The 20,170-nt window shown below is 64.0% G+C and carries 20 protein-coding genes; 10 read left to right on the forward strand and 10 right to left on the reverse strand.

Annotation, left to right across the window (positions count from 1 at the left end; all coding sequences use genetic code 11):
• Positions 1-181 precede the first annotated feature (181 nt).
• The 4 genes from ELS24_RS18590 to coaBC all read left to right on the forward strand — a co-directional run bounded on the left by ELS24_RS18590 (position 182) and on the right by coaBC (position 5,942).
• A complete protein-coding gene (locus tag ELS24_RS18590; protein WP_127184993.1) occupies positions 182-1,147 on the forward strand; it encodes a bifunctional riboflavin kinase/FAD synthetase in 966 nt (321 codons plus the stop codon).
• Complete coding sequence (gene ileS, locus ELS24_RS18595; protein ID WP_127184994.1) at positions 1,137-3,998, forward strand: isoleucine--tRNA ligase; 2,862 nt, start codon at positions 1,137-1,139, stop codon at positions 3,996-3,998. Before ELS24_RS18590 ends, ileS begins: the two co-directional genes overlap by 11 nt.
• A 2-nt stretch (positions 3,999-4,000) precedes the next feature.
• Positions 4,001-4,534 (forward strand): signal peptidase II, encoded by a 534-nt coding sequence (lspA, locus tag ELS24_RS18600; protein WP_050445248.1) that lies wholly within the window; start codon positions 4,001-4,003, stop codon positions 4,532-4,534.
• Positions 4,535-4,745: 211 nt separating this feature from the next.
• Entirely contained in the window at positions 4,746-5,942 is a 1,197-nt protein-coding gene (gene coaBC, locus ELS24_RS18605) for a bifunctional phosphopantothenoylcysteine decarboxylase/phosphopantothenate--cysteine ligase CoaBC (protein WP_050445247.1), read from the forward strand.
• 171 nt (positions 5,943-6,113) lie between these two features.
• Here coaBC and ELS24_RS18610 read toward each other — a convergent pair whose 3' ends face one another.
• The 3 genes from ELS24_RS18610 to ELS24_RS18620 form a co-directional block, all read right to left on the reverse strand.
• A complete protein-coding gene (locus ELS24_RS18610; protein WP_127184995.1) occupies positions 6,114-7,031 on the reverse strand; it encodes a DUF1177 domain-containing protein in 918 nt (305 codons plus the stop codon).
• Positions 7,028-7,732: a dipeptidase PepE gene (gene pepE / locus ELS24_RS18615; RefSeq protein WP_050445243.1), complete on the reverse strand. Its 705-nt coding sequence runs from the start codon at positions 7,730-7,732 to the stop codon at positions 7,028-7,030. The genes ELS24_RS18610 and pepE overlap by 4 nt, the downstream gene beginning before the upstream one ends.
• A gap of 98 nt (positions 7,733-7,830) precedes the next feature.
• Entirely contained in the window at positions 7,831-8,598 is a 768-nt protein-coding gene (locus tag ELS24_RS18620; RefSeq protein WP_050445241.1) for an IclR family transcriptional regulator, read from the reverse strand.
• A gap of 224 nt (positions 8,599-8,822) precedes the next feature.
• Between ELS24_RS18620 and ELS24_RS18625 the strand changes: the two genes are divergently transcribed.
• Together ELS24_RS18625 and ELS24_RS18630 are read left to right on the forward strand one after the other, a co-directional pair.
• Positions 8,823-10,073, forward strand: coding sequence for a M24 family metallopeptidase (locus tag ELS24_RS18625; protein WP_127184996.1), 1,251 nt, complete (start codon positions 8,823-8,825; stop codon positions 10,071-10,073).
• Between the two features lie 31 nt (positions 10,074-10,104).
• A complete protein-coding gene (locus tag ELS24_RS18630; RefSeq protein WP_127184997.1) occupies positions 10,105-10,740 on the forward strand; it encodes a CerR family C-terminal domain-containing protein in 636 nt (211 codons plus the stop codon).
• Positions 10,741-10,756: 16 nt separating this feature from the next.
• On the opposite strand, the gene ELS24_RS18635 is transcribed toward ELS24_RS18630, so the two are convergent.
• Complete coding sequence (locus ELS24_RS18635) at positions 10,757-11,797, reverse strand: metal-dependent hydrolase (RefSeq protein WP_127184998.1); 1,041 nt, start codon at positions 11,795-11,797, stop codon at positions 10,757-10,759.
• Between the two features lie 119 nt (positions 11,798-11,916).
• Between ELS24_RS18635 and ELS24_RS18640 the strand changes: the two genes are divergently transcribed.
• The 3 genes from ELS24_RS18640 (at position 11,917) to ELS24_RS18650 (ending at position 13,846) form a co-directional block, all read left to right on the forward strand.
• Positions 11,917-12,567, forward strand: a complete 651-nt coding sequence (locus ELS24_RS18640) for a DedA family protein (protein WP_050445236.1) — start codon at positions 11,917-11,919, stop codon at positions 12,565-12,567.
• Between the two features lie 12 nt (positions 12,568-12,579).
• Complete coding sequence (locus ELS24_RS18645; RefSeq protein ID WP_127184999.1) at positions 12,580-13,101, forward strand: hypothetical protein; 522 nt, start codon at positions 12,580-12,582, stop codon at positions 13,099-13,101.
• Positions 13,102-13,195: 94 nt separating this feature from the next.
• Complete coding sequence (locus tag ELS24_RS18650; RefSeq protein WP_127186390.1) at positions 13,196-13,846, forward strand: dUTPase; 651 nt, start codon at positions 13,196-13,198, stop codon at positions 13,844-13,846.
• A 77-nt stretch (positions 13,847-13,923) separates the two neighbouring features.
• On the opposite strand, the gene ELS24_RS18655 is transcribed toward ELS24_RS18650, so the two are convergent.
• The 6 genes from ELS24_RS18655 to ELS24_RS18680 all read right to left on the reverse strand — a co-directional run bounded on the left by ELS24_RS18655 (position 13,924) and on the right by ELS24_RS18680 (position 19,472).
• Positions 13,924-15,036, reverse strand: a complete 1,113-nt coding sequence (locus ELS24_RS18655; protein ID WP_050445231.1) for an NADH:flavin oxidoreductase/NADH oxidase — start codon at positions 15,034-15,036, stop codon at positions 13,924-13,926.
• A gap of 91 nt (positions 15,037-15,127) precedes the next feature.
• On the reverse strand, positions 15,128-15,898 hold the full coding sequence (gene ehuA / locus ELS24_RS18660; RefSeq protein ID WP_127185000.1) for an ectoine/hydroxyectoine ABC transporter ATP-binding protein EhuA: 771 nt from the start codon (positions 15,896-15,898) through the stop codon (positions 15,128-15,130).
• Complete coding sequence (gene ehuD / locus ELS24_RS18665; protein ID WP_127185001.1) at positions 15,895-16,566, reverse strand: ectoine/hydroxyectoine ABC transporter permease subunit EhuD; 672 nt, start codon at positions 16,564-16,566, stop codon at positions 15,895-15,897. The genes ehuA and ehuD overlap by 4 nt, the downstream gene beginning before the upstream one ends.
• The gene (gene ehuC / locus ELS24_RS18670; protein ID WP_127185002.1) at positions 16,563-17,216 is read right to left on the reverse strand and encodes an ectoine/hydroxyectoine ABC transporter permease subunit EhuC; all 654 of its coding nucleotides are present in this window, start codon (positions 17,214-17,216) and stop codon (positions 16,563-16,565) included. The genes ehuD and ehuC overlap by 4 nt, the downstream gene beginning before the upstream one ends.
• A 9-nt stretch (positions 17,217-17,225) precedes the next feature.
• Positions 17,226-18,140 carry an ectoine/hydroxyectoine ABC transporter substrate-binding protein EhuB gene (ehuB, locus tag ELS24_RS18675; protein ID WP_127185003.1) on the reverse strand — a complete coding sequence of 305 codons (915 nt, stop codon included), beginning with the start codon at positions 18,138-18,140 and terminating at the stop codon, positions 17,226-17,228.
• 177 nt (positions 18,141-18,317) lie between these two features.
• The gene (locus ELS24_RS18680; protein WP_127185004.1) at positions 18,318-19,472 is read right to left on the reverse strand and encodes an ABC transporter substrate-binding protein; all 1,155 of its coding nucleotides are present in this window, start codon (positions 19,470-19,472) and stop codon (positions 18,318-18,320) included.
• Between the two features lie 260 nt (positions 19,473-19,732).
• On the opposite strand from ELS24_RS18680, the gene ELS24_RS18685 reads away from it, so the two are divergent.
• Positions 19,733-20,158, forward strand: coding sequence for an OsmC family protein (locus tag ELS24_RS18685; protein WP_050445224.1), 426 nt, complete (start codon positions 19,733-19,735; stop codon positions 20,156-20,158).
• Positions 20,159-20,170 lie beyond the last annotated feature (12 nt).

Genomic DNA, 20,170 nt, shown 5'->3' on the forward strand with positions numbered 1-20,170 from the left:
GTTGTGTGTCCGGCAAGATAAAGAATCCAAAGATTGCCCCCCACGCGCCCCAGAAAGGACGCGGTTCGCGTGTGCCCGCGGGCTTGTCCGTCATCATTCAAGCGCCATGAAAACCCGCTGGCGCACAACTGATTGGGGGGATTGGAACAAACCCGGAATCCAAAATTGTAAACTCTCGCTCGTGAAACCATCGCTGCGTATCTACCGATCCCTGCCTCCGCCCGACCGGCGCGCTCCTTGCGCGCTGACGATCGGCAATTTCGACGGCGTCCATCGCGGGCATCAAGCCATGCTGGCTCGCGTCTGCCAAGCCGCTCGCGAGCGCGGTCTTACCCCTTCCGTGATGACCTTCGAGCCGCATCCCCGGGAGTATTTCGCCACGCTGAACCAACGCCCCGAATTGGCGCCCACCCGAGTCTCGGGCTTGCGCGACAAGCTGTCGGCGCTGGCCCGCTATGGCGTGTCCCAAGTGGTGGTGCAGCGGTTCAACGCCCGCCTGGCTGAAATGTCGGCCAATGCCTTCATCGAAAACCTTCTGGTACAGGGCCTGCAAACCAAATGGCTGCTGGTGGGCGAAGACTTCCGTTTTGGCCACAAGCGCAGCGGCGACATCGACCTGCTGCGCGAAGCCGGCATGCACCACGGCTTCGAGGTGCAGACACTGGCGGACGTGGCCGACCAGCAAGGCCATCGCATTTCAAGTTCCGAGGTGCGCACGGCGCTGGCCGTGGGCGATCTGGACCGCGCCCGCCACCTGCTGGGCCACCCCTTCCATATCAGCGGCCACGTCATCCACGGCCAGAAGCTGGGCCGCACCCTGGGCTACCCCACCATGAACCTGCGCGTGGCCGAACGCTGCGCCGCGCGCTCGGGCATTTACGTGGTGCAGGTCTATGGGCTGGCCGACCGGCCCCTGCCCGCCGTGGCCAGCCTGGGCGTGCGCCCAACCGTCGAAGACCGCGGTCGAGTGCTACTTGAGTCACACCTGCTCGAAGACACGATCAATGCTTACGGTAAACTCGTACGCGTCGAATTCCTGCACAAGCTGCGGGACGAAGAAAAGTTTCCTGACCTCCCTTCCCTGACTGCCGCCATCGCCGAAGACGCGCGAAACGCGCGCGCTTATTTTGCCGTTCATGGACTATAAAAAGACCCTCAACCTGCCCGATACCCCCTTCCCCATGCGGGGCGACCTTGCCAAGCGCGAGCCCGCCTGGATTTCGCAATGGGAGGAAAACCACGTCTACCAGGCGATCCGAGCAGCCAGCCGCGGCCGGCCCCGTTTCGTGCTGCACGACGGCCCGCCCTACGCGAACGGCGACATTCACATCGGCCACGCGGTCAACAAGATCCTGAAGGACATCATCGTCAAGAGCCGCAACATGGCCGGCTACGACGCGCATTACGTGCCGGGCTGGGATTGCCATGGCATGCCGATCGAAATCCAGATCGAAAAGAAATTCGGCAAGCACCTGCCCGTGGCGGAAGTGCAGTCGAAGGCTCGCGCCTACGCGCTTGAGCAGATCGACCGCCAGCGCAAGGATTTCAAGCGACTGGGTGTGCTGGGCGAATGGGATCGCCCGTACATGACCATGAACTTCAGCAATGAAGCCGACGAGATCCGCGCGCTGGGCCGCATCCTTGACAAGGGCTACGTGTTTCGCGGCCTGAAGCCCGTGAACTGGTGCTTTGACTGTGGCTCGGCCTTGGCCGAAGCCGAAGTCGAATACGCCGACCGCGTCGACCCCGCCGTTGACGTCGCCTTCCCGTTCGCCGAACCCGCCAAGCTGGCGGCGGCGTTCAAGCTGGATTCGGTGGATGACGGCGCCATCGTCATCTGGACCACTACGCCCTGGACCATCCCGTCCAACCAGGCGCTGAACGTGCATCCGGAAATCGAATACGCGCTGGTGCGTGTGTCGCCAGTGCCCAAATTCGGCCCGCTGCTGCTCGTCGCGAAAGACCGCGTCGAAGCCTGCCTGAAGTCGTGGAACCTGGAAGGCGAAATCATCGCCACGGCACCCGGCGAAGCGCTGTCCGAAATTGAATTCCGCCATCCGCTGGCGCAGTTCAACGACGCCTACGACCGCCGCGCGCCGATCTACCTGGGCGACTATGTCACGGCCGACTCGGGCACGGGCGTCGTGCACTCGGCCCCAGCCTACGGCATCGAGGACTTTGTGTCGTGCAAGGCGCACGGCATGAAGGACACCGACTTCATCAGCCCCGTCATGGGCGACGGCAAGTACGTGGACAGCCTGGCCCTGTTCGGCGGCCTGTCCATCTGGGACGCCAACCCCAAGATCGTCGAAGCGCTGACTGAAGCCGGCGCGCTGATGCACGTCGAAAAGCACAAGCACAGCTACATGCACTGCTGGCGCCACAAGACGCCGATCATCTACCGCGCCACCAGCCAATGGTTCGCCGGCATGGACGTGGCCCCGAAAGACGGCGGCCCGACCCTGCGCGAATCGGCCTTGGCCGGTATCGACGCCACGGCCTTCTACCCGGCCTGGGGCCGCGCCCGTTTGCACGCCATGATCGCCAACCGCCCGGATTGGACCCTGTCGCGCCAACGCCAGTGGGGCGTGCCGATGGCCTTCTTCGTGCACAAGGAAACCGGCGAACTGCATCCGCGCACGTCTGAACTGCTGGAACAAGTGGCGCAGCGCGTGGAGAAAGACGGCATCGAAGCCTGGCAAGCCATTGAACCGCGCGACCTGCTCGGCGATGAAGCCGACCAGTACGAAAAGAACCGCGACACGCTCGACGTGTGGTTCGATTCCGGCAGCACGCACGCCACGGTATTGGGCGGCAAGGACGGCGAGTTCGCCGGTTCCCACGGCGCTGAACTCGGCTGGCCCGCCGACCTGTACCTGGAAGGCTCGGACCAGCATCGCGGCTGGTTCCATTCGTCGCTGCTGACGGGCTGCATGCTGTATGGCCAACCGCCCTACAAGGCGCTGCTGACGCACGGCTTCGTGGTGGACGGCCAGGGCCGCAAGATGAGCAAGTCGGTGGGCAACGTGATCGCACCCCAAAAGGTGTCGGACTCGCTGGGCGCCGAAATCCTGCGCTTGTGGGTCGCTTCCACCGATTACTCGGGCGAACTGTCCATCTCGGACGAAATCCTGAAGCGCGTGGTCGAGGGCTACCGCCGCATCCGCAACACGCTGCGCTTCCTGCTGGCCAACGTGGCCGACTTCGATGCGGTGTCGCAGGCGGTGCCGTATGGTGATCTGTTCGAAATCGACCGCTACGCGCTGGCGATGACGGCGCAGATGCAGTCCGAAGTGCACGCCAACTACGAACGCTACGACTTCCACCCGGCGGTCTCGCGCTTGCAGACGTTCTGCTCGGAAGACCTGGGCGCGTTCTACCTGGACATCCTGAAAGACCGCCTGTACACGTCGGCGCCCAATAGCGTGGCGCGCCGCTCGGCACAGACGGCGCTGCTGGACATCACCCAGACGCTGCTCAAGCTGATGGCGCCGATCCTGTCCTTCACGGCCGAAGAAGCCTGGAAGGAACTGGTGGGCTCGGCGCTCAAGCACCAGGCCGACGCCGCCCGCACGACGATCTTCACCGAGGTCTATCACGCGCTGCCGCCGTTTGCCGATGCCGATGCGCTGTCGGCAAAGTGGACGCGCCTGCGCGCGATCCGCGCCGAGGTCCAGCGCAAGCTGGAAGAAGTGCGCACAGCGGGCGACATCGGTTCGTCGTTGCAAGCCGAAGTGGATCTTTACGCCAGCGGCGACGACCAGCAATTGCTGGCCAGCCTGGGCGACGACCTGCGCTTCGTGCTGATCGTGTCGCGCGCCACCGTGCATGCAGGCGACGGCGAAACCCGCATCGACGTCACGCCGTCCACGCACAAGAAGTGCGAACGCTGCTGGCACTGGCGCCTTGACGTGGGCCAGGACGCGGACCACCCCGAGATCTGCGGCCGCTGCGTGTCCAACCTGTTCGGCTCGGGCGAAGCCCGCGACAAGGCGTGAACATGGCCCGCCCCTCCGATTCGGGAGTGACGGGCGCGGCGCCCGCCCGCGCCGCCCCGGCGCGCGTGGGCGGCTGGCTGGCGCTGGCCTTGCTGATCATCGTGCTGGACCAGTTGACCAAGGTGTACTTCAACACCTCGTTCCAATATGGCGAACGCGTCAACGTGCTGCCGGTGTTCGACTTCACGCTGATGTACAACCGGGGGGCCGCGTTCAGCTTCCTGGCGTCCGAGGAAGGCTGGCAGCGTTGGCTGTTCACGGGCTTGGGAATCGTGGCGGCCGTGGTCATCACGATCATCTTGCGGCGCACGCACGGCCAACCGCGCTTCAGCCTGGCGCTGACGCTGATTTTGGGCGGCGCCGTCGGCAACGTCATCGACCGCGTGGCCTATGGCCACGTAGTGGACTTTCTGCTGTTCTACTGGAACGACTCCTACTTCCCCGCCTTCAACCTGGCGGACGTCGGCATCAGCTGCGGCGCGGTGCTGTTGGTGCTGGACGAACTGCTGCGCGCTCGCAAGAAGCCGCAAGCCTGACCGAGGCCAGCCAGGATTTAAAACCTGGCTTGAGCCGGACGGCGAGCCGAACGGCGAGCCGGGGCGCAACGCCTCGGCCGCCGTGCTTCACGCAGGGTTTTGTCCTATTTGATACCCCCTGAATGCATGGCGAACGGCGCAATGCCGCAATGCAGAATAAAATCACCGTCCATTCCTCGTTTTCACGGCGCTGAACCGCCGCCACGCCCTCATGCTCGATCTCGCCCGCAAACGCATCGTCCTAGGTCTGACCGGGGGCATCGCCTGCTACAAAATCGCCGAGCTGGTGCGGCGCATGACCGAACAAGGCGCCACCGTGGACGTGGTAATGACCGAGGCGGCCACGCACTTCATCACCCCTGTGACGATGCAAGCCCTGTCGGGCCGGCCGGTGTTCGTGGACGCCTGGGACGCGCGCGTGCCCAACAACATGGCGCACATCGACCTGACGCGCGGCGCCGATGCCGTGCTGATCGCGCCCGCCAGCGCCGACTTCATGGCCAAGCTGGCGCACGGTATGGCCGACGACCTGCTGTCCACCTTGTGCCTGGCACGTGCCTGTCCGTTACTCGTGGCGCCCGCCATGAACCGCGAAATGTGGGCCAACCCGGCTACCCAACGCAATGTTGAACAATTGCGGGCTGACGGCATCAGCGTGCTGGGCCCGTCGGCGGGCGAACAGGCTTGCGGTGAGACTGGTGACGGCCGCATGCTGGAATCGCATGAACTGCTGGCCGACCTGATCGCCTTCTTCCAACCCAAGTTGCTGGCGGGCCGCCACGTGTTGCTGACCGCTGGCCCCACGTCTGAACCCGTGGACCCCGTGCGCGTGCTGAGCAACCGTTCGTCGGGCAAGACCGGTTACGCCCTGGCCCGCGCCGCGCGCGAAGCCGGTGCCCGCGTTACCTTGATTACCGGCGCCACGTTCCTGCCCGTACCGCGCGGTGTGACGGCGCTATCGGTCATGACCGCGCGCCAGATGCATGACGCCGTCATGGCCAGCGCGGCCGATGCCGACATTTTCATTGCCGTGGCCGCCGTGGCCGACTGGCGCGTGAAGAACGTCAGCACGCAAAAGCTGAAGAAAACGAGTGAAGGCGGCGGCGCGCCGCTGATGGAATTTGAACCGAATCCGGACATCCTGGCCGAAGTGGCCAAGCTGGAAAACGGCCCATGGTGCGTGGGCTTCGCAGCCGAAACCGAGAAGCTGGCCGAACATGCCGAAGCCAAGCGCCAGCGCAAGGGCATCCCGCTGCTGGTGGGCAACCTGGCGCACAAGGTCATGGATGCGGACACCACCGAATTGGTCCTGTTCGACGAACATGGCGCGCATCCCCTGCCCGCCGGCGACAAGCTGGAAGCCGCCCGCCGCCTGATCGCGGAAATCGCCGCCCGCTTTCCTACGTAGGATGGGTGAAGCGCGCGAAAGCCAGGGCAAGAAACGTAAGGCCGAACGCGCGTAACCCATCAAGCGGTGCGTCCGTTGTGGCTGAAGTTGCTTTGGTGCTGGCGGTGCTTGATGGGTTGCGCGCGTTCGCCGTTGTTCTTCTTGCCTTGGGTTTCTCGCGCTTCACCCATCCTACTGACCGCGGCCCATGGTCTGTAGGTGCGCCATGGAGCCGTATCGCGCTTGCAACGCAGCCCACTCCGCTTCATCGTAGAACGTCATCGCGCCTTGGCCGTACAGCTTGGCGATTTCTATGCAGAAGCGCATCGCGACGTCGGCATCCACAGCGTTGGTCACGCCAGTAGCGCAACCGGGCACGGTGGTTTGCGCGGTCAGCGCCACGCCCACGACGGGCGCATCGGTGAGGGTGGCCGGCTGCATCAGCGAATTCACGTGCCACAGGCCATTTTCATAAGGCGTGATGTCTTGCGTGGTCAGCGGCAGGGTCACGGGAAGTTCACCGCTGACCCAACCCATCACATCCAGCATCGTTTCCGGAACGCGCAGCAGATAGCCCTGCTTGGCCACCGGCGTCAGCGCCACGCCGCGCTTGTTCACCAGGCGGTTGCCGCGCGTGGTGTCCACGGACAGGATCGCGTCCATGCGCGGGTCCACCTCGTGCGACATCATTTCGCGCATGGGAAAAGGCGAACGCATCATCGGCACGGGATGATGCGGGCGCGTGCCGGCACGCGGGCAGATGTGCGTGCGGATGCGCACGGTGCCCGGCATCACGTCGCCCTGTCGCGCCATGGCCATCAGCTTCAGCGCGGCGGCAATCGCCACGACCGCTCCATCACTATCGGACACCAGGCCCGTCACGGCGGGCCGTGCACCGATGCCGCCCAGACGGCCGACGATGCCCAGTTGCGGCGCGAAGGGATCCAGGCCGGGAATGACGATGGACAGAAAATCGGTAGCAGCGCCGTCGCGTTCCAGGTGGGTGACTTCCACTTCGCAATCGCCGGCGTCGCGCAACACCTTGGCCACCGCTTCGCCGCTGATGCGCGCCGACGACAGCAGCTCGATGGTGTCGATCACCTGCTTCATGCCGGAATCTCCAGCGGACCCGGGCGAAACACGCGCGGCTCTTCGCTGCCCAGGAATAACGGAGCGTCGTGTGGGCCGATTAGTTCGACCTGCTGACCGCGCACACGCAGGCCCGATCCTTCGGGCAGCCCCAGCACCGGCATCGCGGGGTTCAACACGCAGAACTCCGCCAGGCGTTGGGCGCGCGTTTCGCCACGGTGTCCGGGCGGATGCGCGTTGGTGTAGTGCGGGTTGATCTGGAACGTAATCAAGTCCAGGGCATCGAAGCCGCCCGGGTCGGTAATGGGCATGTCATTGGTGGTGCAGATGGTGGGGCACGTCAGGTTGGACCCAGCACTCCAGCCCAGATACGCCGCGCCTGCGCGCACGCGACGCTTGACCACGTCCAGCAAGCCTTGGCGACGCAATTGCCCCAACAGGTTGAACGTGTTGCCACCGCCCACGATGATGACGGCGGCATTTTCCAGCGCGGCTGCGGGGTCCGCTGCACGATGCAGGCCTTCGATAGCCAGGCCCGTGTCCGCCAGGGCCGAGGCCACCAGCGCGGTGTAGTCGTCCCAATCCCGCGTGACGCCGGCGAACGGCACGAACACGGTCGGCGCGCCTTGCGGCAAGGATTCGATCAGTTCGCGGATGTCCGACAAGGCGTGTACCAGGTAGCCGGCGTCGCTGCTGGAATTGCTGAGTAGCAAAAGGTTCATGGGATAGGTTCCGTCAGGGGATGTTCGAGGTGAGCGCCCGCGTGGGCGCGTCGACAAGAGAAAGGTCTCAAGCCAGCAGGGGGTTTAAGCCCAAGGGTTCACGCCAGCCAATAAGGGTCGTGCAGTTCGCGGCCCAACGCCGCCACCTGTTGCAGCACTGAATCTCGCAAGCGCGCCACGCGCGCCGCATCGGCCTGGAACGACACAAACGACAGACACAGGCCGCGCAATTCGCCAGTGGCCGGGTCACGTACCGCAGCCGCCACGGCGCCAATGCCGGGCATGGCCTGGTCAATCGCCACGCCGCAATGGTCAGCGCGGGTCTGCTCGACCAGGCGAGCCAGGTCGCCGACGGTGGCCGGGCAATCACGGCCTTCCATCGGCAAGGGCTGCGCTGGGTCGGCACCGTACAGCGCTTGAAATTCAGCATCGCTCAAGCGCGACAACAGCGCCCGGCCCATCGCCGTGCCGGACGCATTGCGGCGCGAGCCAGGCGGTGACAACACCTGCACCGGATGCGAGCCATTCAGGCGTTGCAGCACCACGGTTTCACGTTGGTTCAAGGTGGACAAATACGCGGTCAAACCGCTGTCGTCGGACAGGCGGGTCAGCACCGCGCGGCAGGCTTCGTCCAGCGGCGTTGCGGCCATGCCGGCGCGCACGGCCTGCGCTAGCAAGGCCCCCGCACGATAGCGACGCGTGGCGGCGTCCTGATCCAGCATGCCGTAATGCTGCATCTGGTTCAGCAAGCGAGAGGCCGTGCTCTTGGGCATGGTCAGCCGTGCGGCGACGTCGGTAAAGCTCAGCTCCGTCGCGCCTTCCGCATACAGCGACAGCACGCGTTGTACTCCATCTAGAATGCTCATGGTGTTCCATAAAATGGAACTTAAGTTCCTTAATATAGGACAAGAATAAAACATGCGGCAGGAAGTGGTCAATATGAGGATTGTCGGGACATGGATGTGTGCCCAAGGGCTGCCTCGCTCTTATCCCTTTTTATTTATTCATTAATTAATTCATTTGATTGATTCATTCATATGAATGATTTATAGTCACCGCTTGCTAACACCCTCTATGGAGCAACACACCCATGTCCCCCGCCCCCCTTTCCCTGACCGAGCGCGACAGGCGCTGGCAACTTGCCCGCGACCTGATGGCGGCCGAACACCTGGACGCCCTGATTGTGTACGGCGATCGCGAAGCCGCCGCCCCGGCAGGTTTTGCCCATGACTGTTACTTCACCAACGACCGCCCGGGATCAATCGTGGTGTTCGTCGGCGACGAAGCGCCGCGTGTCTATACCTTTGCCTCGCTGATGGTGGCCGACCACCTGCAAGCCGCGCTGCGCGGAGACCTGCAATGGATCGCTCCGGAACAGCTGTTTGTCGGCAAGACGGGCCGCGACGTCGGCGCCTGGCTGGCCAGCCGGCAATTGAACGGCGCCCGCATCGGCGTGATCGGCCTGGAGCCTTACCCTCCCTTCTATTTCGACGGCGCCATGCCCGCGCGCACGCTGCAAGGCCTGGAAGCTGCGTTGCCGGATGCGGTATTCGTGCCCGTGTTCCGCCCGTTCTTTCAGCGCGCAGCGGTGAAGAGCCAAGAAGAACAGGCCATGATCCGGCACGCCGCCAGCATTGGCGAAGCCATGAGCGAAACCCTGCGCGTCACGGCCAAGCCGGGCGTGTCCGAGGCAGACCTGGTCGCGGCGGTCACTGCCACGTGCTTTTCCATGGGCGGCTATACCGCCGAAATCCTGCTGGGTTCCGGGCCCGAATACGTGGGATGGGGGCCCGCCGCCTGGCAGTACCGTGCGCAAGCGCCCCGGATCTTGCAACAGGGGGACGTGGTGCTGTCAGAGATCTTTGCGCTGTACGGCATGATGGAAACCCAGCACCAGGCGGCGGTGGCGATCGGCACGGTGCACCCGGACATCCTGCGCGCAGCCGAGGTTGCCCGCGCCAGTTACGAAGCCGGGGTCACAGCGTTAAAGGTGGGCAATACCTTCGGCGATGTGGTCGACGCCATGGAAGCACCGCTGCTTGAGGCCGGCGGCTGGCATGTGCATCCCTTGATTCACAGCATCAATCCCTATGGGCCGGTAGGCTTTGGCACCGCCCCTGGCATAGAATCCCTGCCCGAAGCCGCGCGCTATGCAGACCTGCGGCGCCTGCCCACCGTGGGGCGCGACGTGCCACTGCAAGAGGGCATGTGCTTTGCCTTCGAACCGAATTGCGCCTTTGATCGCCATCTGGCTAATATCGGCGGCACCGTTCTCGTCGGCCTCACGGCCGGAGTGGAACTGAACCAAAACTCAACGTGGCTGATGCACGCAGACGACTAGTCACACGCGGGCAGCCAACTCCAAGACATCGATGCACGATCAAGACACTCTCAACGCACGCTCCCGCGAAACGCGCGACCGGCTGATCCGGGCAGGCCTGGCGCTGTTCAGCCGCCATGGGCTGGACGGCGTGCGGACCCGGCAACTGGTCGACGCGGCAGGCGTGAACCAATCCGCTATTCCCTATCATTTCGGGGGCAAGGACGGGGTGTATGCAGCAGTGCTTGAGCAGGTGGCCGCCCACATCGCCGAGCGCCTGGGCCTGCCGCGCCCGGCGGCGACGTCGCCAGATTCCGCCCGTGCGGCGCTTCAGTTGCTGATGCAGGATTTTGTATCGGCACTGTTGGATTCAGAAGCGTCGGCCGCCAGCAGCCTGCTGCTGGCGCGCGAACAGCTACAACCCACCGAGCAATTCGACGCGTTGTATGGGCAGTTGTTCCAGCCGCTGCACGAGAACATTGCAAACCTGGTAGCGGACATCCGTGGGCAAACGCATGGAGATCGCGACACCATTCTGCGCGCCCACGCCATCCTGGGCCAGGCGCTTGCCTTCGCGGTAGCGCGCGAGGCGCTGCTGCGCCGGCTGGGTGTCCAAACCTTGTCACCCAAGGACATCCAGAACATCGTGCAGATGGTCGGGAACATGGCGATTAGCGCCTGTTCCTGACCACGCACATTCCCCGCTACTTCGTCGACAATTCCGACCATTGCGCCAGCGGCAACGGCGGCTGCGCATGCAGGATGCGGGCAAGCACCCGCTTCAATTCCTCCCAACCGCCCCGCTCGCTGGGCCAACTGGACGGCGTGACCGGCTTCCAACCGCCCTCTGGCGTGCGCTCGGCCATCTTGAAGCGGAAGGTGTAGTGCCCCGCCATGCCCATGCGCAAATCGCTCACGACCAAGGCGTCGCCGATGGCGTCATAGCGCAGCCAATCATCCGTGAACCATTGCAGGCGCTGGTGCAGGGGCACATCATCCAACGCTTGCGCCAGATCCAGGTGCAGCGGCTGGCGCAGCCATTCCGGCGGGTCCCGGTCGAACAGGCTGCTGACGGCTTCGTAGTAGCTGCCATCCGGCGTCTTGGCAATGACGCGCCAGACCAGGGTATTGAACGGCATCGACACGGCCCGCAGCTCGGTTACCGCGATGCCCTGATCGCGCATCGCCTCGCGCACCCGGTCTTCCGCCGCCATGCGGCTGGCCAGGCCGAAGCCCAGATACGCGGTGCTGAATACCAGCACGCCGGCCAGGAAGCGGCGTGCACGTTGCGTCACCCCGACGGCAATGGCGTAGAACACGGCCAGCAACATCGGCACCGTGTAGACGGGGTCAATAATGAAAATGGCCGACCAGCTTTCGGGTATGGTGGTCATCGGCCAAAAAAGCTGCGTGCCATAGACCGTGAACGAATCCAGTATCGGATGCGTCACCAGCACCAGCCATATTGTCAGGAACAGCCGTCGCCCGCTATACGGTGCCTGTGGCCAGTATTTGCGTATCAGCCAGGCAAGCAGCATGGCCAGGCCGGTCAGCACGAACACCGAATGGGAGAAGCCCCGGTGGTAGGTCATGAGGGACACGGGGTCGGGGTACCGCACCAATACGTCCAGATCGGGCAGCGTCCCCAGCACCGCGCCGTAAATCAGCGCCCGACGCCCTTGGAAGCGTCCCAGCAAGGCGCCTTGTATGCCCGCGCCCAGCACGGCTTGTGTTACCGAATCCATAGTTTCCCAGTCGAACCTTCCATCAACCGCATCAATCAGACAGCCTAGATAACATTTGGCCATCAAGCCAGGCGTTAAGATACCCGATTGCTTTCAGCTAATTTTCAGACTTCGCCTTCATGGATCAATATATCGACAAGATCGGCCTCTTCATCGAGGCCAACCAGGTGTGGGCAGGCCCCATCACGTTCCTGCTTACCATGGGGGAATCGATGGTGCTGTTGGGCCTGTTCATTCCCGCGACGGCGCTGATGCTGCTGACGGGTGGCTTGATCGGCGCGGGCACGCTGGACCCCTGGGGCGTGGTCGCCTGGGGTATTGCCGGCGCCATTGTGGGCGACGCGCTGTCGTACTGGCTGGGCCGCTGGGCCGGCCCCGGCGTGTTGCGCCGCTGGCCGCTCAAGCAACAACGCACCGGCGTGGCGCGCGCGCGGCTGTTCTTTTACCGCTATGGCTTTGCCTCGGTGCTGATCGGCCGCTTCCTGGGGCCGATCCGCTCAACCATTCCCACCGTCGCCGGCGTGATGGGCATGGCGCACCACCGCTTCCAACTGGCCAATGTCATGTCGGCGCTGCTGTGGATGCCCTTGATGTTGGCGCCGGGCTACATCACGGCGCGCAGCCTGGGAACGGCGGAAAACGCGCAGCAAATCGCCATGATGATCGGCGCGGGCCTCTCAGTGCTGCTAGGATGCGGGCTTCTGCTGGCCATGGTGCGCAAGCGCCGTCAACCTGCTCGGCAACGGGCGGGGCAAAGCCGCGGCAACTGATCGGAGAATGGCATGGCGATTGACCTGGAGCCAAAAGACGGCGATTTCGCGCGCTACATCGAAAACCTGTCGCGCGCGGGCGGCATCACGCCCGGCAAGGTGCCCGAAAAGGGCCGTGCGTCGCGCCAGGCCAGCGTCGCCGTGCCGGTGCCCGTACCCGCCCCCGCGTCGGGTGACTCCTTGTCCACCGCTCCTTGGGGCAACACGGCTCCGCCCTCGCGCAGCACCGGCTCCCCCGGCTCCACTGCCCCCTCCGACGCGGCCGAAATCTCAATGGCCCAGCGCGCGCGCCAGCGCAAATTCGGCGTCATCCTGACCGTGGGCGGCGTGCTGGCGGGCTGGGCGGCCGCCAATATTGCATTCCGCGTGCTGCGCACTCCCCATTTTGAACTGGACGAGTTGATGCCCGCGGTATTCCTGGGGTTCTTTGCGGTCATGCTGCTGAAGGCCGCCGGCAACGCGCGCAAGGCGCGCGGCACGCCGCTGGGCAAACTGCCGCCACTGAAAACGTCGTCCTACCGCAAAGACAACTGACGCCGCTGGGCCTCTCGGCATTGGTGCTAACATTTCCGCCGCCGTCGCAAAGACCCTCAAGAATTACGGAGTAAAAGTGAATAACGTTGTCGGATTGAACCAGGCCCAAGCGGCCACGATGCTGAAGCTGCAAGACCACTTGAACAGCATGATCAATCCCGACTGGGTCAATGGCGGATCGCGTTTCCTGCGCGCCGCTTTTGTTGAGTCCGCCGAAGCGCTTGAGCACTACGGCTGGAAATGGTGGAAGAAGCAAACCATCGACCTGCCACAGGTGCAGATGGAACTGGTGGACATCCTGCACTTCTACCTGTCGCACACCATCGTCCAAGCCAGCGGCCAACAAGCCGATGCCGCGCGCGCGCTGATGGCCGACCTGGCCACCCCCGCCTCGGTCACACTGGACGGCAAGACCTATTCGCTGGGCGCCCTGCCCGTGCCCGAGCTGCTGGAACTGATCGGCGGCCTGGCCGTCTGCGGCCGCGCCAGCTACAAGGTGCTGGAACAGACCATGACGGCGTGCGAGATGAGCTGGAACGACGCCTACACGCAGTACGTATCGAAGAACGTGCTGAACATCTTCCGCCAGCAGCACGGCTACAAGGAAGGCACCTACATCAAGATCTGGAACGGCGAAGAAGACAACGTCGTGCTGGCTCGCCTGCTGACACAGCTGGACCCCGCCAGCGCGGATTTCGCCGACGCGATGGCGCGCGAACTGGAACAGGCCTACGCCCGCCTGTAAGACCACGGCAAACCCGTCCGTCTAAAAAAATCGCCGCTTCAAGCGGCGATTTTCATTGCAGGCCCTGCTGTTCAGATTCAACGCTGACCGAAGCGCGTCTCGCCAAACAGTTCCTTCAGTTCGCGCGGTTGCGAGCGCCAGTATTGGTGGGGCGCAGCCACTTGCCCGCCCAATTGCGCCGCCGCGTGCCAGGGCCAGCGCGGGTCGTACAGCATGCCGCGCGCCAGCGCGACCATATCCGCCTGGCCTTCGGCCAGGATGTCCTCGGCCTGCTGCGCCTCGGTGATCAGGCCCACCGTGATGGTCGGCATGCCCACCTGGCGCTTGATTTCGGCCGCGAACGGCACCTGGTAGTTCGGCCCCACCGGAATTTTCTGCTGCGATGAAACGCCGCCGCTGGACACGTCAATGAACTCGCAGCCGCGATCCTTCAACTGCTGCGCGAAGACCAGCGTCTGCTCAAGATCCCAGCCGCCCTCCACCCAATCCGTGGCCGACACGCGCACACCCAGCGCAACCGAAGCCGGCGTGGCTTCACGCAGCGCCTGGAACACTTCAAGCGGAAAGCGCATGCGGTTCTCAAGCGAGCCGCCATAGGCATCCGTGCGCTGGTTCGCCACGGGCGACAAGAACTGATGCAGCAGGTAGCCGTGCGCGGCATGCAGCTCGATGGCGTCAAAGCCCAAGCGGATGGCGCGGCGCGCGCTGTCCACGAAGGCATCGCGCACGCGCGCCAGGCCGGCTTCATCCAGCGCCAGCGGCGGCGGTTCGGAGGCTTTGTGCGCAATGGGCGACGGCGCCCAGCCTTGCCAGCCGCCCTCGGACGGCGGCACCAGTTGGCCACCGTTCCAGGGCGCGTCGCTGGACGCCTTGCGCCCGGCATGGCCCAACTGGATACCCAGCTTGATGGGCGAATAGCGCCGCACCGCGGCCACCACGCGGCCCAACGCCGCTTCGGTTTCGTCGGACCACAGCCCCAGGTCTCCCGGCGAAATCCGGCCATCGGGCTCCACCGAGGTCGCTTCGGTAAAGAGCAGCGCCGCGCCGGACAAAGCCAGATGGCCCAGATGGATCATGTGCCAATCGGTGGCACAGCCGTTTTCGGCCGAGTATTCGCACATGGGTGCGATGACGATGCGGTTGGCCAGCGGGACGTTGCCGACCGACGTGGGACTGAACAGGTGACTCATGGGCGCCTCCGGGCATGGGATGCGAAAGCATAGCGCCCGCGCTTGACGCCAAGCGCAATCCCATCGCCCCCGTCAGGGTTAAACGCCCCGGTTATTGGCCTTCAATCACCGAATCCAGAAACTGCCGCGTGCGCGCTTCTTTCGGCTGGCTGAACAGCACGGAAGATTCCGCGTCCTCGACGATATTGCCCTGATCGAAGAACAGCGTGCGGTCAGAGCTGCGTTCGGCGAATTTCATCTGGTGGGTCACGATGATCATCGTCATGCTGCGGCGGGCCGACAGCTTGCGCAGAATTTCCAGAATGCCGCCGACCAACTCCGGGTCAAGCGCCGACGTCACTTCATCGAACAGCATGATTTCCGGGCACATGGCCAGCGCGCGCGCAATGCCCACGCGCTGCTTCTGGCCGCCGGACAACTGCGCCGGGTAGACATCCAGCTTGTCGCCCAGCCCGACCATGTCCAGGTATTCCACGGCGCGCTCGCGCGCCTGGTCCTTGGACATGCCCAGCACGTGCACCGGCGCCTCCATCGTGTTGCCCAGCGCGGTCATGTGCGGGAACAGATTGAAGTGCTGGAACACCATGCCGATCTTGCCGCGCACCCGGCGCAGGTATTCGGAATTGACGCCCACCGGTCGACCCTGCTCGTCCGTCCACATCGGTTGACCATCGATTTCAATGTCGCCACTGGTAGGCTGGTCCAGCGTCATCAGCACACGCAGCAAGGTGGACTTGCCCGAACCGGACGGGCCGATCACGGCCACCGTCTGGCCCGCCGGAATTTCCAGGTTGATGCCGCGCAGCACCTCCAGCTCTCCGTAACGCTTGTGCAGATTCTTGATGGTCAAGCTGGCGCTCATCGCTTTCCTCCATATCGTTGCAGGCGGGCCTCCAGGCCGCGCACACCCCACGCCGCCACCAGGCTCAAGGCCAGGAACAGCACGCCCACGAGCGTCAGGGGTTCGGTGTACCGGAACGTTGCGGATCCGATCATCTTGCTTTGCTGCAGCAGTTCAACCACCGTAATGGCCGACAGCAGCGGCGTGTCCTTGAACATCGCCACCAGATAGTTGCCCAGCGCGGGCACCACCGGCGGAATCGCCTGCGGCAGCACCACACCCACCGCCGTGCGCCAGCGCGACATGTTCAACGCCGTGGCGGCTTCCCACTGCCCGCGCGGCACTGCTTCAATGCCGGCGCGATAGACCTCGGCGCAATACGTGGCGTAATGCACGCCCAGCGCGACGATGCCGGTCGCCAACGGCGACATCTGTACGCCCGTCAGAGGCAGCACGTAGAACAGGAAATACATCTGCACCAGAAGCGGCGTGCTGCGGATGAACTCGATCACGAACGCCGTGGGCAGCGACACAATATGCAAGCGCGAGCGCCGCAGCATGGCAAGGACCAGGCCCAGCGTAATAGCCACCAGCATGCCCAGCACCGTCGCCTGAATCGTGATGACCAGCGCCGAGCCCAGCGTGGGCAAGATTTCCAGCGCGAAAGACCAATCGAATATCGGTGTCATCGGACGCGGACCCTCCGCTCAAGCAGGCGTACGCAGGCAGTAATGACCAAGGCCACCGCGAAGTACATCAACAGCATCAAAGTGAAAATCTCGGTGGTGCGCAAGGTTTCGCTGCGCAGCAGTTGGCCACGGAAGGTCAGGTCGGTGATGGTGATCAGCGACACCAGCGCCGTGTTCTTCATCAGTTCGATAAGCAGGTTGCCGGCGGGCGGCAGCATGGCCGGTATCGCTTGGGGCACCACGATTCGCCGCATGATCTGCGTACGCGTCAGGTTCAGGGCGATACCCGCCTCGCGCTGGCCGGGCGGCACGGCCCGGATCGCGCCGCGCACCACTTCGGCGCCGTAAGCGCCGGCATTCAGGGCCAGCACCACGATACCCACCAGCATGGCCGGCAACTGGACGCCGAACAACGGCAGCACGAAGTAGAACCAAAACAGTTGCACCAGGGCCGACGTACCCCGGAAGACTTCGACGTAGACCGATGACAGCCAACGCACTGGCCGCAAAGGCGACAGGCGGCCGATACCCGAGGCCAGCGCCAGCGGCACCGCCAGAACGACGGATCCCGCCATGATCTGGAGAGTGACGCCCAAGCCCTCAAGCAGGGGCGGCACGAGCGCCGCGATATGTTCCGAGATAAGTTGCATCGGCGCTCCTTACTGGGCGGCGCAGAGCTTGGCGGCTGTCATACCCTGGGGCAGTTCGTCGTCCGTGAAGCCAAAGGGCGCCACCAGCTTCTTGTGCTCGTCCGTACCGACGAACTTCGTCAGTTCGGCGTTGAACGCGTCGGCGAAGTCCTTGTCTTCCGTGCGGAAGGCATAGGCGCCGTAACCGCGCACATCCTTGCCATCAATCACGGGGTCGGTAAACGGGTCCGCCTTTTCAAGATCGCTGCCCGCCTGTGTCTTGCCCATCAGGTCGTTGACCGTCAAGCCCGTGGCGGCGTAGGCGTCGGCACGGCCCGCCTGCACGCCCGACAAGGCGCTGACGGCGTCCGGGAATACCACGACCTGGTCCGACGGGATTTTCACTTTTTCGGCGTACTCGCCCTCGATGGCGCCCACCACCACGCCCAGCTTGGCGTCGGGGTTCTTTGCCACGTTTTCATAGCTGTGCAGGTTCTTGGGGTTGCCCTGCTTCACCAGGAATGCCTGGCCCACGCCATAGGTCGGGTCCGAGAACGCCACCTGCTTGCAGCGTTCGGGCGTGACATACATGCCGGCGGCGATGATGTCGAAGCGCTTGGCGGCCAAGCCCGGAATCAGCGAGCCGAATTCCGTCAGCACCCCTTCCACTTCGTTGATGCCCATGCGCTTGAGCACTACGCGGGCAATTTCCACGGATTCGCCCGTGACCTTGGCTTCCTTGCTGTCCATGTACGCGAACGGCGCCTCGTTGGCGTAGCCGATGCGGATTTTGCCCGCCGCCTTGGCGGCTTCCAGCGTACTGGTAGCGGAAGTGGACGCCCCCTCGCCGGCGGCCTGGGGCTTGTCGCCGCCCGAGTCGGAACACGCGGCCAACACGCCCAGGCCCAGGGCCAACAGCACGCGTTTGGATTGAAGCAAGGTCATGGATTCTTTCTCCTAAATTTATTTCTAGGTACATGGCTTCGCTAAAAATAATACGCTATTAAATGATTTCTACACTAATCATGTAGACGTAAAAAAGCAGGCCTAAGCCTGCTTTTGGATGCCGATGCCCTATGGAGCGTCAGCAAATGTTACAAAACGTAGAAAAACATGGCCACGCTATTGCGCGTACGAAAAGCGGCCGTTTTTGACCACGCCCATCACCCGAGCACGCTCGTCAAACCCTTGATGGTTGTCCTTCGAAATATTCAGCACGCCGTTGGGGACGATCAGGTCGCGCGTGCTTTCCAAGGCATCGCGCAGCGCGCTGCGAAACTCGGGAGTACCGGGTTTGGCGCCTGTTTTCAGCGCCCGCCCTACCGCTGAATCCAGCAGCATCCAGGCGCCATAGGCGTCACCCGCAAACTGCGTCAGCGTATTGGCGCCGTATTGGCCTTCGTACTTATCGGCAAACGCCACGGCCACCTTCTTCACCGGGTTGCTGTCAGGCAGCTCGCGCGCCACCACGCCCGGGCCGGTCGGGAACAGCGTGCCTTCCACATCCCGGCCGCCGACCTGCAGGAATTCCAGGGTGCCGATGCCGTGGGTTTGATAGATGGCGCCGGTGTAGCCGCGTTCCAGCAAGGTCTTTTGCGGCAGGGCCGAGGGCGTGCCCGCACCGGCAATAAGCACGGCGTCCGGCTTGGCCGAGATCACCTTCAGCACCTGGCCCACCACCGACGCATCGGTACGCTGGAAGCGTTCCTGCGCCAAGATCTTCAGGTCGTTGCCGGCCGCGGCGGTGAACTCCTTCCACCAACTGTCGCCATAGGAATCCGCGAACCCGATGAAGGCCACGTTCTTCAGGCCCTTCTTCTTCATGTCCTCGACCAGCACGGCGGCCATCAGCGAATCGTTCTGCGGCATCTTGAACGCCCAGGCCCGCTTGGGGTCGGACAGAGGTTCCACAATGACGCTGGAGGCCGCCAGCGCAATCATGGGCGTCTTGGTTTCGGCCAGCACGTCCAGCGCGGCCAGGGCGGCCGCCGTGGTGTTGGGGCCGACAATGGCGTCGACCTTGTCTTCGGACGTCAGCTTGCGCAGGTTCTTCACCGCGCGGCTGACGTCGGTGCCATCGTCCAGCACCACATAGCGCGCCGGCTCGCCGCCCAGCGTGTCGGGCCACAGGCGGATCGCGTTGTTGGTCTGGATGCCAATGGAGGCGGCGGGGCCGGTGGTGGACACGTCCACACCGATCACGATTTCGGCTTGGGACGTCAAGGTGGGCAGCACCAGCGCGACGGCGCAGGCATAGCGAAGAAAATTGCGAGGCATGACAGCAGCTCTTGGGGTGGTTTGAACAGATGCCGCTATTTTGCCTGATGGGCCGCGTCGTACCGTGGACGATCGGCCCAAGATAGTCGATGCCGTTACATCGGCTTGCCGTTGCGCACCGGTGGATTCCGCGCCCGCCCCCCGGCCTCGTCTTATCATCGTTCATGCCTTGCACGGCAAGGCACGCCGCCTTGCCGGCGGTCGTCTTTTTGCACCGGGCGCGCCCGCGACGCACGCGCCCATCCCTTAAAGGAGTCACTATGAAGAAAACCGCATCCGCCGCCTGGTCGGGCGATCTCAAGACTGGCAAGGGCACGATCTCCACCCAAAGCGGCGCGCTCAAGGCCCAACCATATGGGTTCAACACGCGCTTTGGCGACACCCCGGGCACGAACCCCGAGGAATTGTTGGGCGCCGCGCACGCCGGCTGCTTCACGATGGCGCTATCGAACATCCTGTCCGAATCCGGCATGGTCGCCACCAGCCTGGATACCAAGGCCGAAGTCACGCTCGACAAGGTGGACGATGGCTTTTCCATTACCGCCGTCCACTTGAGCGTGGAAGCCGTCATTCCGGGCGCCACCGCCCAGGCCTTCGAAGAGGCCGCGCGCAAGGCCGAAACCGGCTGCCCGGTTTCCAAGGTGCTGAACGCCAAGATCACCATGGAAGCAAAGCTCAAGTCCTAAGCACGAGACCGG

It is taken from the genome of Achromobacter spanius (assembly GCF_003994415.1).
GTDB classification, from domain to species: Bacteria; Pseudomonadota; Gammaproteobacteria; order Burkholderiales; family Burkholderiaceae_B; genus Achromobacter; species Achromobacter spanius_C.